Source organism: Arcobacter vandammei (assembly GCF_016106035.1).
In the GTDB taxonomy this organism is placed as follows: Bacteria; Campylobacterota; Campylobacteria; order Campylobacterales; family Arcobacteraceae; genus Aliarcobacter; species Aliarcobacter vandammei.
The window spans coordinates 117,410-132,237 of sequence record NZ_JADKPZ010000004.1 but is presented as its reverse complement, the minus strand read 5'-3'; the positions used below and the strand labels follow the sequence as shown (position 1 = coordinate 132,237).

The 14,828-nt window shown below is 27.0% G+C and carries 10 protein-coding genes and 1 tRNA gene; 8 read left to right on the top strand and 3 right to left on the bottom strand.

Annotated features, from left to right (window positions below; translation table 11 throughout):
* From IQC44_RS03510 to selA, 3 genes are read right to left on the bottom strand one after another with little or no spacing between them, the layout of a single operon-like run.
* Positions 1 to 1,482, bottom strand: coding sequence for a UvrD-helicase domain-containing protein (locus tag IQC44_RS03510; RefSeq protein ID WP_198304826.1), 1,482 nt, complete (start codon positions 1,480 to 1,482; stop codon positions 1 to 3).
* Positions 1,479 to 3,308, bottom strand: a complete 1,830-nt coding sequence (gene selB / locus IQC44_RS03505) for a selenocysteine-specific translation elongation factor (RefSeq protein ID WP_198304825.1) — start codon at positions 3,306 to 3,308, stop codon at positions 1,479 to 1,481. Before selB ends, IQC44_RS03510 begins: the two co-directional genes overlap by 4 nt.
* On the bottom strand, positions 3,301 to 4,656 hold the full coding sequence (gene selA, locus IQC44_RS03500; RefSeq protein WP_198304824.1) for an L-seryl-tRNA(Sec) selenium transferase: 1,356 nt from the start codon (positions 4,654 to 4,656) through the stop codon (positions 3,301 to 3,303). Before selA ends, selB begins: the two co-directional genes overlap by 8 nt.
* Positions 4,657 to 4,712: 56 nt before the next feature.
* On the opposite strand from selA, the gene IQC44_RS03495 reads away from it, so the two are divergent.
* The 8 genes from IQC44_RS03495 to IQC44_RS03460 all read left to right on the top strand — a co-directional run bounded on the left by IQC44_RS03495 (position 4,713) and on the right by IQC44_RS03460 (position 14,826).
* Positions 4,713 to 4,811: transfer RNA gene (locus tag IQC44_RS03495), tRNA-Sec, on the top strand.
* A 74-nt stretch (positions 4,812 to 4,885) separates the two neighbouring features.
* Positions 4,886 to 7,216 (top strand): EcoAI/FtnUII family type I restriction enzme subunit R, encoded by a 2,331-nt coding sequence (hsdR, locus tag IQC44_RS03490; protein WP_198304823.1) that lies wholly within the window; start codon positions 4,886 to 4,888, stop codon positions 7,214 to 7,216.
* A complete protein-coding gene (locus IQC44_RS03485; protein WP_198304822.1) occupies positions 7,216 to 9,516 on the top strand; it encodes an nSTAND3 domain-containing NTPase in 2,301 nt (766 codons plus the stop codon). The genes hsdR and IQC44_RS03485 overlap by 1 nt, the downstream gene beginning before the upstream one ends.
* Positions 9,517 to 9,938: 422 nt before the next feature.
* Positions 9,939 to 11,423, top strand: coding sequence for a class I SAM-dependent DNA methyltransferase (locus IQC44_RS03480; RefSeq protein ID WP_198304821.1), 1,485 nt, complete (start codon positions 9,939 to 9,941; stop codon positions 11,421 to 11,423).
* Positions 11,424 to 11,509: 86 nt separating this feature from the next.
* Positions 11,510 to 12,094, top strand: coding sequence for a hypothetical protein (locus IQC44_RS03475; RefSeq protein ID WP_198304820.1), 585 nt, complete (start codon positions 11,510 to 11,512; stop codon positions 12,092 to 12,094).
* A 131-nt stretch (positions 12,095 to 12,225) separates the two neighbouring features.
* Entirely contained in the window at positions 12,226 to 13,455 is a 1,230-nt protein-coding gene (locus IQC44_RS03470; RefSeq protein WP_198304819.1) for a restriction endonuclease subunit S, read from the top strand.
* A 43-nt stretch (positions 13,456 to 13,498) separates the two neighbouring features.
* On the top strand, positions 13,499 to 14,320 hold the full coding sequence (locus IQC44_RS03465) for a tetratricopeptide repeat protein (protein ID WP_198304818.1): 822 nt from the start codon (positions 13,499 to 13,501) through the stop codon (positions 14,318 to 14,320).
* Positions 14,317 to 14,826 carry a tetratricopeptide repeat protein gene (locus IQC44_RS03460; protein ID WP_198304817.1) on the top strand — a complete coding sequence of 170 codons (510 nt, stop codon included), beginning with the start codon at positions 14,317 to 14,319 and terminating at the stop codon, positions 14,824 to 14,826. The genes IQC44_RS03465 and IQC44_RS03460 overlap by 4 nt, the downstream gene beginning before the upstream one ends.
* The last annotated feature ends 2 nt before the right edge of the window (positions 14,827 to 14,828 follow it).

Here is a 14,828-nt window from a genome sequence, read left to right as displayed (position 1 = left end):
TTACTCCAAACTAGCTAGTGCTATAACACTTTTTACTCTTGTACTTGCTACATAATAGATATTTAGCTCTTCATTTATCTGATTAAAGCTAAGAGATTTTTTTGTATTTAAAATATCTTTTTTTGTAATAAAATCATCAGTCATAATAACTTGCTCATACTCCATACCTTTTGCTTTGTGTGTTGTTGTAAAAATTATATTCGCTTCCTCTTTTATAGTGGTTACCAAAGTTTTTATTTTTTTATTTATCTCAAAAATATTGTCACCATAAGTATTTATAAATTTAATTATATTTAAATACTCTTGATTTTTTGTCTCTTTTGCAAATGTTTCTAAATCATATATTGAAGAGAAATTTTTAAGCTCATCAACTGTTATTTTCTCATTTTTCCTATTTTTTAGATAAAAAATAGAGTAAACAGTTTGATTCATAAAAGAGTAACTTTGGTAACCACCTTCAAAATACATTTTTTTATTTCCACTTAGATATTTTATAATCTCTGAAATAAGGGCAAAAGATGTTCTTGAAATTATTGTAAAAGGTTTATTGAAATTTATAAACTCCAAACCAACTTTTGTTGAGCTTTCAATACCATTTATATTTAAAGTTTTTCCGCTATTTTGACTATACATTTTGTTTAATAAACTTTGTAAAGTTTTTGCATAAGAGTTTGAAAATCTAAAGCTAGTTGTCAGGTTATATGAAGGTAAATCTATCTTGGAAAGGGCATTTGTAGCATATCTAAAAGAGTAGATTTGCTGAAAACTATCTCCTACATAAACTCTTTTTTTTGCAAAATTTTCAACAATAGCAATCATAACATCGCTTATATCTTGGGCTTCATCTATTAAAATTAAGTCAAAATCTATATCTTTGCTCAAATTTTTGTTTAGATAATACATTTTTAAATAAAAATCGTGTGTTGCTTCTAAATGTCCTTGTTTCATTGCACCTAAAACAGCTTTTAGATGATTTAAGAGTTGTTTCTTCTCTTTGTTTATAAGCTCCAAATACTGGGCTTCAAAATCACTTTGTTTTATAAAATTATCTAGTAATTTCTCATCAAGAGCAATCAAACTAGAGTTACAATAAAAGTTTACAAAATCTTTTAAAACAGCTAAATATAAGTTTGAAGCATAGAAATTTCTTTGATTATTATCTAGTTCATAGTAGCTTAAAAATCTATCTAAAATATGGGCTTTTAGCTCATTTGTTAGCTGGTAGTTGTAGGCTCTTGTTTTGTTATATGCTAAAGAGTGAATTGTACTTGTTTGAAGATTTGAAACTTTAAAAACTTTTAATTTCTCTAAAATACTCAATTGCAAAGATTTATTATATGCCAAATAAAGTATTTTTAGATGTGGATTTTTTTGTGCATAAAGTAGCAAAGTTGTAGTTTTTCCACTTCCTGCAACTGCATTTATTTTAAATGAATCCAAAGAACTATTTATAATATTTTCTTGCTCTTGTGTTAAAATCAAGCCAAAACTCTTCTGTTTTCTAGTTTCTTTATATCGCTAAAATTATCCAAATAATCTAAATATGCTACAAGATATTTTCTACTTAAATCAACTCTTTGCTTGAAGTTAAAAATCTCAATATAGCCATCTTCTTTTATAATATCTCGCATTAGTTTTATTACAAAATTTAGGCTCTCAAAGTGTATAAAAAGATTGTGTGCTAGACGAATGACTTGCTTTTTTGCTGTTAGAGATTTTAAAATATTATCTCCTAAAACTCTATCAATATCAAGTTCATCATAGATATTATAAGGAGCAGTTGGGCTTAAATGTTCATTTTTAAGCCTATTTAGAAAAATATCTTCTAAATCTTTTTTAATATCTTCTTTTATATTTGCACTTTTAAAAAGATTTCCATCTTTTACTAAAAAGCCACTTCCAACTAAAATATCAATAGCACTTTGAATAAATCCTAAACTTGCCCACGAAACTCTTAAAGCTATTGAAGAGCTTGAAAGTAGGGCATATTGGTTTTTTGTATAGATATTTTTTATAAAATCAACTATCTCATTTTTTGTCTTTATTGGATAGATTACTAGCTCTTTTTCATCTATAAAAACATCTTCTAAACTCTTTGCAAAGTTTATTGCACTATCGTGTGAAAGAGCAAATCTTTGAGTAGATGAGATAACTCCTAAACCTCTTTTATGGGCATTTAAAAGAGTTTTAAAGGCATTTTTAAAATCTTTTTTATCCAAATCTTCTAGTAAAATCTTTTTTTGATTTTTATTCATAGGGTCAATTATTGGATTTAATACAACTCCACCTGCAATAGTCTCATTTTGGTTTCGTAAAATCAGTTTCTCTCCAAAAATGCAGAAGATGTTTTCATCTGCTTTTATTGTGGCAAATCCGCTCTCTTCACTTGTAATTGAGTCAAATAGCAAAACTTTTACTTCAAGTTTTTTTGAACCTATAAAAAGAGTGTAGTTTTGATTGTGGTTTAGTTTTCTGTTTTTTAGAGCTTTAAAGCTAATATCAATTGAGCTAAAACCTCTTAAAAAACCTTTTTTGGTAATTATATCTCCTCTATTTAAGCTATCTTTTTCAATATTTGCTAAATTTAGAGCAGCTCTGTTTGAGATATTTGCTTCAAGTGCATTTTGGTTATGTACTTGAATATTCTTTACACGACTCTCTTTTTGTAAATTTGGTAAAAATACTTTCTCTTCTAGTGAGATTTTTTGTCCCAAAACAGTTCCAGTAACCACTGTACCAATACCTTTTACACTAAAAACTCTATCAATATAAAATCTAAAAAAGTTCTCCTCTTGTTTTTGGCTACTATTTATTGAAAAAAGAGTATTTTTTAGCTCATTTATTGAAGCTTCATCATAAATTGATACTTTTTTTACAAAATTTATTATAAAACTATAAGAGCTTAAAAACTCTAAAATAGCTCTTTCTTGCTCTTGTAAAGTTTCACTATCTACTAAATCTTTTTTAGAAATTACTACTATAATATTTTTTATTCCCAAAAGCTCTAAAATCTCAATATGCTCAATAGTTTGGGGCATAATTCCCTCTTTTGCACTAATAACAAGCATTACATAGTCAAATCCAAAAGCTCCTGCAATCATATTTTTTATAAGTTTTTCATGTCCTGGAACATCTATAAAAGCTATGTTTCTTTCAGCTTTTGTAAGGTTTGAGAAGCTTAAATCAATAGTTATTCCTCTTTGTTGCTCTTCATTTGTGCTATCTCCTTCAAAACCATTTAATGCTCTTACAAGTGCCGTTTTTCCGTGGTCAATATGTCCTGCTGTTCCAATAATTATATTAGCCATTTTTAAAAATCTCTTTTAATATTTTTTCTAATGTATCCATTTCATCTTCTAAAATTGTTCTAAAATCAAGTACCACTTTATCATTTTCAATTCTAGAAATAATTAGATTTTTTCTTAAAATCTCTTCAAGTATATTTGCTTTAAAATCCTTATAAACAAGGCTTAAAACTACTGTTGGGATTTTTCTATTTGGAGTTGTTCCACCACCAATTAAAGTTTGTGAAGTTTGAATTTGTGTTTTTAAATCCAAAATATCTTTTAAACTCTCTTGAAGTTTTATTGCTCTTTTTTCTAAGTCTTCTACTTTTGTATTTAGCATTTTAAGAGTTGGGATTTTATCAAGTTCATTTTTTAGATATAAATTAATACTCTCTTCAAGAATGGCAAGGGTGATTTTATCGACTCTTAGCATTCTTAAAAGCTGATTTTTCTTTAGTTTATCTATAAGCTCTTTTTTCCCAACTATAACTCCAGCTTGAACACTTCCTAAAAGTTTATCTCCAGAAAAACTAAGCAAACTAGGGTTTAATTTCATAAGCTCTTTAATGCTAGGTTCATTTTTATCCAAATTATAAGGAAGCGAGTTTATATGCCCACTTCCCATATCATAATAGTCTATTAGCTTATGCTCTTTTGCTAAAGATGAAATATCTTCAAAGCTTACATCACTAGAAAAACCAACTATCTCATAGTTTGATTTATGCACTTTTAAAAGCATACTAGTTTGCTCATTTATTGCATTTTCATAATCTCTTAAATGAGTTTTATTTGTAGTTCCAATCTCTTTTAAAACTGCTCCACTTTGAAGCATAACTTCAGGAACTCTAAAACTTCCACCAATCTCAACCAACTCTCCACGGCTTACAACAACTTCTTTATTTTTACAAAAAGTGTTTAAAATCAAAAAAACAGCACTTGCATTATTGTTTACAATTAGTGCATCTTCACAACCTAAAAGCTCTTTTAAGCTCTTTGTAATATGCTCGTATCTCTCTCCCCTTTGACCTTTTTCTAAGTTGTACTCCAAGTTATTATAAGAACTTGCTATTTTTATAGCTTTAGAAAATGTTGATTTATCTATCAAACTTCTTCCTAAATTTGTGTGAACTATTATTCCTGTTGCATTTATTAGGGGTTTTAAAGAAGATGAAGTTATATTTTTGTACTCGTCTAAAATCTCATTTATCAGCTCTTTTTCATCTATATTTTGAGTTTTGTTTTCTAAAATATCTGCTCTTAAATTTGAGATTTTATCTTTTGTTATCTTTTTTATTAAACTTTTTGATAATCCTTCAAAAGCTTTGTTTGTGATAAACTTATCAACCTTTGGAATAGATTTTAAAATCATTTTTAACCTTTTTATATATCTTTAAAGGTTTGTATTATACTATAACAACCTTATTTGGAGGGTATGTGTATCTGGTGAGCACCACAGGCTTCAACCCTGATTGACGGTTTTGATGACAAAGCTGTGAGAGGTTCGATTCCTCTACCTTCTCGCCAAATAATCTTATCAAAATAACAACTCATTTAATCAACACTTAGCTATAATCAAGTATTTTATAATAGGGAAAAATATGTCTTATAGTGAAGCTGATACTCGTGCAAATTTAATAGATCCAAAACTAGAAAACTCAAACTGGAAATCTTCAAATATAGTTAGAGAGTACTATTTTACAGATGGAAGAAAGTTAATTGGTGGAAAAAGAGGAAAGAGATATTTTGTAGATTATCTTCTAACTTACAAAAATACAAATCTAGCAATAATTGAAGCAAAAGCCCAAAACAAAGACCCACTAGATGGAATACAACAAGCTATAAACTATGCACAAAAACTAAAAATTGATTTTGTTTACTCTACAAATGGAGATAAAATCTATGAACACTCTTTGCTTAGTGCAAATGGAGGGTTTATAGAAAACTATCCAAGCCCACAAGAGCTGTTTATTAGAAAATATGGACAAATTGAAGAGAAAAAAGAGAACTCTATCACTCAAGCCTTTTATCTTGAAGATAAAAAACCACGATTTTATCAACAAATCGCCGTTCAAAAAGCAGTAGAAAATATAGTAAATGCTAAAGATAGAGTGCTTTTAACTCTAGCAACTGGAACTGGAAAAACCTATATTGCTTTTCAGATAGTTTATAGGCTTTTTTCTTCAAAATGGAATAAAGAAAACAAAAACAGAAGACCAAAAGTTTTGTTTTTGGCTGATAGAAATATCTTAAAATTTCAAGCTTTTAATGAGTTCAATCCCATGGAAAAAGAGCTAGTTGATATAAATGGAAGAGATATAAAAAAAAGAGGTGGAAAAGTTCCTACAAATGGAAATATATTTTTTGCTATTTATCAATCTATTGCTGAAAACAAAAATAGAAGTTTTGATACAAGCGAAGATGAAAATGAAGATGATGTAACAGCATATTACAAACAATATCCAAAAGATTTTTTTGATTTAGTGATAATTGATGAGTGCCACAGAGGAAGTGCAAATGATGAGAGTTCGTGGAGAGATATTTTAAACCATTTTTCAAGTGCTACACATTTGGGACTTACTGCAACTCCAAAAAGAGATGACAACAGCGATACTTATGCTTATTTTGGAGAGCCAATTTATGAATACTCTTTAAAAGATGGAATAAACGACGGATTTTTAACTCCATACAAAGTAAAAAGAGTTCAAACAAATATAGATGAGTACAAGTTTAATCCAGATGATATTATAAGTGGAGAGTTAAAAGAAAATATAGTAAAACTTGAAGAGTTTGAAAGAAGTGTGATTATCCCAAAAAGAACGAAGCTTCTAGCAAAAACAGTTTTGCAAAATATAAATCCACTTGATAAAACTATAATTTTTTGTGTAAATCAAAAACACGCACTAGATATGAAAGTTGCAATTGACAAATATAAAACTATAAAAGATAACAATTATTGTGTAAGAGTTACAAGTGATGAGGGCGATATAGGAAGAGATTTTTTAGAGAAGTTTCAAAACAATGACTTGGATATTCCTGCAATTCTTACAAGTTCAAAGATGCTTACAACTGGAGTTGATGCAAAAAATGTAAGAAATATTGTTTTAACTGCACCAATTAAATCTATGACAGAATTTAAACAGATAATTGGACGAGGAACTAGAACTTTTGAGGGGAAAGATTTTTTTACAATTATAGATTTTGTAGGGGCTACAAATTTGTTTTATGATAAAGCTTGGGACGGGGAAGCTGAAGTTTTTGAAAAAGAGCAAAAAGAGCAAAAAGAGGATAAAGAGAAAAAAACAGAAGATAAAAAAGATTTTGATGATTTTAAAGAAAAAGAAGAAAAAGAGAAAAACGAAAAAGTAACAATAGATATAAAAGGCAAAAAATTAAAAGTTATAAATATAGAAACAACTTATGTAGGTTTTGATGGAAAACCTCTAAGAAGTGCAGACTATTTGGAGTTTTTAATAGGAGTTTTAGGAAGATTTTACAACGATGAACAAGCTTTAAGAGAGATTTGGAGTAGCCCAAAAAATAGAAAAGAGTTGCTTGAAGAGTTAAAAAAATTAAATATAGATGAGCTTCAACTAGAAGAGCTAAAAGAGATTTTTGAAGCAAAAAATAGCGATATTTACGATATTTTAGCCCACTTATCTTTTAATCTTGATATAAAAACAGTAAGCGAAAGAGCTTTGAGTGTAGAAAACTCAAAATTTATAGAGAAATATCAAAATGAAAAAGCAAAAACTTTTATAGAGTTTATCCTAGAAAAATATAGAAAATATGGCTTCAAAGAGCTAGATGAGAATAAACTCTCAACTTTAATAGAGCAAAGTGGAATTGATAAAAAAGAGCTAATCTCTTCTTTTGGTAAATATAAAATAAGAGATGAGTATTTTGAGCTTCAAAGGGAGATTTATAGATAATGATTGATTACGACTTTTCAACACTAAATGATAAAGAGTTTGAAAATTTATCTATCGATTTAATTTCAAAAGATAGAGATAAAAGATTTGAACGATTTAAAGCTGGAAAAGATGGTGGAATTGATGGAAGATTTTATTGTGATAATGGCTCACAAGAAATAGTTCAATGTAAACATTATTTAAAAACAGGTTTTAGCGGATTGATAACTTCATTAAACAAAAAAAATGATAAAGGAATCAATGAAATTGACAAAGTAAAAAAATTGAATCCATCTAAATATATTTTTGTTACATCATTACAATTATCTGCCGAAAATAAAAAAACAATCAAAGATATATTTCATTCATATACAAAAAATGATAATGATATATATGGGCAAGAAGATTTAAATCAAATACTTGGGAACTATCCTGATATTGAGAAAAGACATTATAAACTTTGGCTAAGTAATACGGTTGTTTTAGATAGGATTTTAAATAATGCTATTGAAAGTAGGAGTGAATTTTTACTAGAAGATGTAAAAGAAAAGTCAAAATATTATGTAGTAACTGAAAATCATCAAAAAGCTATAGATAAACTTGAAGAATCACATATTATAATAATAGCAGGTGAACCTGGAATTGGTAAAACTACTTTAGCAGAGCATTTAGCCTTGTGGTATGTTGAAAAAGATTTTAAGCTTTATAATATAGAAAATTATATTAATGAAGCAGAAAGTGTTTATAAAAGAGATGAAAAACAGATATTCTATTTTGATGATTTTTTAGGTGCAAACTATTTAAATGCAATAGAAGATAAAAAAGATTCTTATATTGTTAAGTTTATGGATAGAATTAAAAAAGATAAAACAAAACGATTTATTCTCACAAGTCGAACAAATATTTTTAACCAGAGCTTGGCACTTAGTGATACTTTTAAAATTAAAAATATAGAGAATGAAGAGTTCATAATAAAAATTGAATCTTTAAAAGATATTGATAAAGCACATATCCTTTACAATCATATTTGGCATAGTGAATTGGATGAGGAGTTTATTGATGAAATTTATATTAATAAAAGATATAAGGATATTATTAAGCATAAAAATTTCAACCCTAGATTGATAGAGTTTATAACAGACATAAAAAAAATACAATTAGAAAAAGTAGTGGCGAAAAATTATTGGGAATATATACTTGATAAGATAAATAATCCACAAGATATTTGGAAAAATACATTCGATAAACAAAGTGATAGTTTTACTCGTGCTATTGTTATGTTAACTGTATTTAATGGAAATCAGATAGAAGAAAATAAACTTAGAGATTCTTATTATAAATATATTGAGTTGGCTGGATTGAATAATAGTTCCCATACATCCAAAGAATTTGATAGTATCATAGAAGAAGTTGTTAAATATTTTTTGAATAGAAATCTAACATATAGTAAAAAAATAGAATATTCCTTATTTAATCCATCAATAGCTGATTTTGTATTAAATAGATATAAAAATAATCTTATGATATTGAAAAATATATATAGATCATTAGAGAATGACAAATCATTAGTTAGTCTATTTAAATTAAATAAAAATGGATTTATAAAAGATAAAGATTATTTAGAAATTTTAGATTTGCTGTTAAGTGAAGCAGTTATTGAAAAAAATATAGATTATTTAATTAAATTAAATCATTTTGCACATCAGACTTCCTTAAATGTTAATCAAACAGTATTGAGAAGATTGATACAAAAAATTATAAATGGTGAAGAAAGTACAAAATGGATTAAAGATTTTTCTAATCTTTTAAATTTATTTAATATTAGTGAGTTTATTGTAAGTGATTTTGATTTCTTTTCAGATATTATTTTCTATGCATCTAAAGATATTGATGATATTAATAGTTTGATTAAGATATATAATTATTTTAGTATTGAAGATAAAGATGTTGATAGAGAAATCAATGATTTAATTACAGAATACTTTAAAGAAGAGTTAAGAAATGAAGCAGATTCAATATATGAAGGAGATATTGAATTTGAAAACTTTATAAATGATGAAGGCTGCTTTGAGGTCATTGATGGAGAGGTAGAACAGATTATCGATAGTAAATATAGTGAATTAGAAACAAGTCTTGAATATTTTTCTGGTTTAAATATAGATGAATATGCAATTAAAGATGAAATTGATATTTATGATATTAAGCAAAGATTATCATATGATTATACATCTGAGAAATACAATGATTTTAGTTATGAAAAAGATGATGATTCTTCTCAAAAATTAACAAAAAATGATATTGAAAGTTTATTTGAGAGGTAATAATAAATAGAAAGTTCAATAATTTATCCTTAGTAAATAGGACTTTGGTAAACTTAAATGGAGTTACAAGGATTATAAAAATAAAAATAGTAAATATTTTATAAATTTAGAGCTTTTTGATATGTTGAAAAAAGGCATTTAAAATGACATATAAAATTAATATGTCGAAAAAAGTAAAAATTTCGACATAAAAAATCAATATGTCGAAAAATTAAAATATTTTCGATATAAGCTATGAGTAAAAAATCAGAAAATTTACACATAGTTTCAAACCTATGTTAAAAAAATAGAAAAAAATTAACATAGTTTCAAAGCTATGTAAAAAAAACAGCAAAAATTTAACATATAAGAAGTGATATGTAAAAAAAACAGCAAATTTTTTACATATAGATTTAAAAACACCAACGAAAAAGGAAAGAAATTTGGAAAGCAAAATAAACAGAATAACAGATATTTTAAGAAGAGATGATGGAATAAGTGGAGCAATGCACTACACAGAGCAGATTTCTTGGGTACTATTTTTAAAATTTTTATCAGATTTTGAAGATAGTAGCTATGAAGATGCAGAGCTAGATGGAGAAACATATAGCTATATTTTAGATGAAAAGTATCGTTGGAATATATGGGCTGCACCCAAAAAAGATGGAAAAATAGATATTTTAAATGCTTTAAGCGGAGATGATTTACTAGATTTTGTAAATAAAGATTTATTTCCATATCTAAAAAGTTTCAAAAATATCACAGAAAACCCAAAATCTATAAAGTACAAAATAGGGGCTATTTTTGAGTTTTTAGACAATCGTATCGCAAACGGACATACACTTAGAGAAGTGCTTGATATTGTGGATGATATGAATTTTCACTCATCTTCTGATTTGTTTCAACTTTCACTTATTTATGAAAAACTCTTAAAAGATATGGGAAGCGATGGTGGAAATAGTGGGGAATTTTACACTCCACGACCGCTTATAAAAGTAATAACACAAATCGTAAACCCAAAAATAGGGCAAACAGTATATGACCCAGCGGTTGGAAGTTGTGGATTTTTAATCGAAGCATATAATCATATAAAATACAAAGATGTAGAAAAAAATATACAAAATGAGCTTTCAACAGATCAGTTGAGGTTTTTAAATGAAGATACTTTTTTTGGAAATGAAAAAACCCCACTATCCTATGTGATGGGTGTTATGAATATGATTTTACACGGAATAGAATCTCCAAATATAGCTAAAAAAAATACACTAACAGAAAATAATAGAGGACTTGAAGAGAAAGATAGATTTGATTGTATTTTAGCAAATCCCCCTTTTGGTGGAAAAGAAAAAGAGCAGATACAAAACAACTTTCCAGTAAAATCAAATTCAACAGAGTTGCTATTTTTACAACATATGATGAGCCATTTAAAACAAGGTGGAAAGTGTGGAGTTGTAGTGCCTGAGGGTGTTTTATTTCAAACAAATAGTGCATTTTCTAGTGTAAAACAAGAGCTACTAGAAAAGTTTAATGTCCATACGATTTTATCTCTTCCTAGTGGAGTTTTTTTGCCTTATAGTGCGGTAAAAACAAATGTTCTGTTTTTTGATAGAGCTGGAAGTACAAGCGAAATTTACTACTATGAAGTAAATCCACCATACAAGCTTACAAAAAATAAACCAATAATCTATGAGCATTTTGCAGAGTTTTTAGAAAGTTTTGAAAAAAGAGAAATTACTCAAAATAGCTGGGTTGTAAATGTAAATGATATAAAAGATTTTGATTTGAGTGCAAAAAATCCAAATAAAAATGAGAAAATAGAACACAAAAGCCCAATAGAACTTGTAGAAAATATAAAACTAAACAATGCTTTGATAGATGATTTATTAAATGAAGTTGAAGATATTTTGATTGGAAAAAGTGTTGAATAAAAAAAGTCCCAAGCTTTATCTCAAAGGATAAAGACTTACTGGGCACCATGGAAGAATTATAACGAAATAGAAAAAGGAAGTCAAGTTTGAAAGATATTGTAAAAACTCAATTCTTATCTACTCAACGATTGAATGTTTATGTTGATTTTGAAGAATATCAACATAATCTAAAAAATTCAAAAGAGTCTTATGTCTTACTTTGTATGTTGGAAGTTAGTTTACGAAACTCTATAAATCATTGTTTTCTTGAAAATATATCTACCAATTGGCTTGAAAATGATTTTTTAAATAGTAATTCAAAAAATAAGATAAATGAAGTTAAGCAACGGATAAATAAAAGTTCAAATACAGATATTCATAATAAAATAATATCAGAACTTAGTTTTGGATTTTGGACTGCATTATTTAGAAAAGATTATGCACATATTATGAGAATAAAAACAATCAAAGATATATTTCCAAATTTACCAAAAGCAAGTGAAAAATTTATAGACAGAGATTATATGAACAAAAAATTAAATCATATTAGAATATTCAGAAACAAAGTATTTCACTATGATAAAATTATCAATAAAAAAGAGTTCGAAAATATTTATAATGATATTTATGAAATATTAGGATATTTTGATATTGAAATAGCAGAATTTACAAAAAAGGTAAATTGTGATTAAAATAAATATTTTTGGATTTAGTAAAAAAGTGTTGAATAAAAAATCACCCCAGGCTATATCTCGGAGCTTGAAGCTTGTATATAGGCTTACAGGGGAATTACAAAAGGATTATAAAATGTTTAGGCTTAAATATGAGTGAATTATATGAGTTACCAAAAGGTTGGGAGTGGAAGAAGTTAGGAGAATTAGCTAAGTTTCAAAGTGGTGGTACTCCTTCAAGAAGCAATAAGGCATATTGGGAAAATGGAGATATTCCTTGGGTTAAAATTTCAGATATTACAGATGATATGTATGTATCTAAAACAGAAGAATTTATTACTAAAAGTGGATTAGATAATTCATCAGCTAAATTATTTTCAAAAGGAACAATTCTTTATACAATATTTGCAACAATAGGAAAAATAGGAATATTAGATATTGAAGCTACTACAAATCAAGCAATTAGTGGTATTCAACCAAATGAAAATATAGATTTATTTTATATGTACTATGGTTTGAAGTTTATTACAAATGAAATTCAAAAAATATCTGTTGGAGTTGCACAAAATAATATCAATCTTACAAAATTAAAAGAGCAATGGTTTCCACTTCCACCACTTGAAGAGCAAAAAAGGATTGTGGAAAAACTGGATTTGCTTTTTGCTAAAATTGATAAAGCTATTTTACTTCATCAAAAAAACATAGATGAATCAGATATTTTTATGGCAAGTGTTTTAAATGATATTTTTGAAGAATTAGAAGAGAAATATGAGAAAAAATATTTAGATAATATTGCATTTCTTATAGATGGTGATAGGGGAGTTAATTATCCAAAAAAAGAAGAGTTTTTTGAAGATGAATTTTGTTTATTTTTAAATGCAAAGAATGTAACAAAAAATGGTTTTATATTTTTAGAAAATCAGTTTATAACAAAAGAAAAAGACAATATTTTAAGAAAAGGAAAATTAGATAGAGAAGATTTAATAATAACTACTAGAGGTACAATAGGTAATGTTGCTATCTACGATAAGTCAATTAATTTTGATAATATAAGAATTAATAGTGGTATGGCAATTATAAGACTTAAAGATAAAAATTCAATATACAATAGGTATATCTATAAATATTTATTTTCTCCACAATTTATAAATTACTTGAAAGATGTACAAAGTGGAAGTGCACAGCCACAAATTACTATCAAAAATCTTAAAGAGGCAGAAGTATCACTCCCACCCCTAGAAACTCAACAAAAAGTAGTTTCATATTTAGATGAAATTTCAAGTAAAATAGAAAAAATAAAAGAGCTTCAAAAATCAAAAATGCAAAGTCTAAAAGAGCTAAAAGCTTCAATTTTAGACAAAGCATTTAAAGGATTGCTATAAAGTGATTTTGTATAATAACAAAAGATATTTTTAAAGGATTATTTTGAAAAATTTTATATCAAAATTAGCTCTATTTTTCACTCCTATTTTCTCCTCAAAACTTGAAGAGGGAATTAAGGCTTATGATGAGTTTGATTATATAAAAGCTTTTAAAATTTTTGAAAAATTTGCCGAAAAAAACAATAAAATAGCTCAATATTATTTAGGTAGAATGTATGAAAAAGCCGATTTTGTGGAAAAAGATATAGAAAAAGCAATGTTTTATTATGAAGAGGCAACAAAAAAAAATCACGCAGATGCGGCTTTTTGTCTTGCTATGATATATCATAGAGGAAAAGATGTTCCAAAAGATGATGAAATAGCAAAAGATTATTTTGATTTGGCAATTATAAATGGAAATCTTGAAGCAAAAGAGATGATGAAACTTTTTGAAGAAGCTGAAGCAAAGATTTATTTAAAAGATGGAATTGCATTTTTTAAACAAGAAGAGTATCTAAAAGCTTTGGATGTTTTTAAGGCTTTGGCGAAGAAAAATGACACAGATGCACTTTTTTATATAGCTTATATTTGTGAATATTTTGATTTTGAGCAAAAACCTGATAATATTGAGCCTTTTGAACTCTTTTTAATTTCAGCTAATGCAGGAAATAAAAATGCTCAATATGAAATGGGTTTGCAAGAGTACTATAAAGACAACTATGAAGAGGCTGTTTTATGGTATGAGAAAGCTGCAAAGCAAGGCTTAAAAGATGCCCAAAAAAATCTTTCAACTATGTATGAATTGGGATATGGAGTAAAAAAAGATTTAAATATGGCAAAATTTTGGATGAAAGAATTTCTAAATAGTGATAAAGAGGATATATGAAAAGATTAATTTTATTTTTTGTATTACTTACAATTTTAAATGCAAAAAATTTTGATGATGTAACAAGAGCTTTGGAAAATGAAGATTATAAAGAGGCTTATACAATTTTAAAAAGTTTAGAAAAAAAGCAGGATAAAGATGTTTTGTTTGAGTTGGCTAGATTGTATGATTATGGCTGTTGGGTTAGACAAAATATCAGTGAAGCAGTAAAATATTATAAAAAATCTGCAGCTTTAGGACATACTGAAGCAAAATATAATTTAGGGATTATATATTATTTGGGTGAAGAGAGTATCAAAGATACAAATACAGATGGAAAGCCAACATCTTGTAACAAATATATGGATGAGAAAGATGATATAAAACCTAGTTTAGTAGAAGTAAAAGAGGATTTTAAAGAGGCTTTAACTTGGTTTTCTAAAGCGAGTAAAGATGGATTTAGCGAAGCAAAGCACTCAATAGAGCTTATTTGTGAAACAAGACCAGAGGTTTGTAAGCAAAACTAAAA

Coding starts and splice junctions, on each gene's coding strand:
- selB (WP_198304825.1), bottom strand. CDS start 3,308: ATGGCTAATATAATTATTGGAACAGCAGGACATATTGACCACGGAAAA.
- selA (WP_198304824.1), bottom strand. CDS start 4,656: ATGATTTTAAAATCTATTCCAAAGGTTGATAAGTTTATCACAAACAAA.
- hsdR (WP_198304823.1), top strand. CDS start 4,886: ATGTCTTATAGTGAAGCTGATACTCGTGCAAATTTAATAGATCCAAAA.
- IQC44_RS03485 (WP_198304822.1), top strand. CDS start 7,216: ATGATTGATTACGACTTTTCAACACTAAATGATAAAGAGTTTGAAAAT.
- IQC44_RS03470 (WP_198304819.1), top strand. CDS start 12,226: ATGAGTGAATTATATGAGTTACCAAAAGGTTGGGAGTGGAAGAAGTTA.
- IQC44_RS03460 (WP_198304817.1), top strand. CDS start 14,317: ATGAAAAGATTAATTTTATTTTTTGTATTACTTACAATTTTAAATGCA.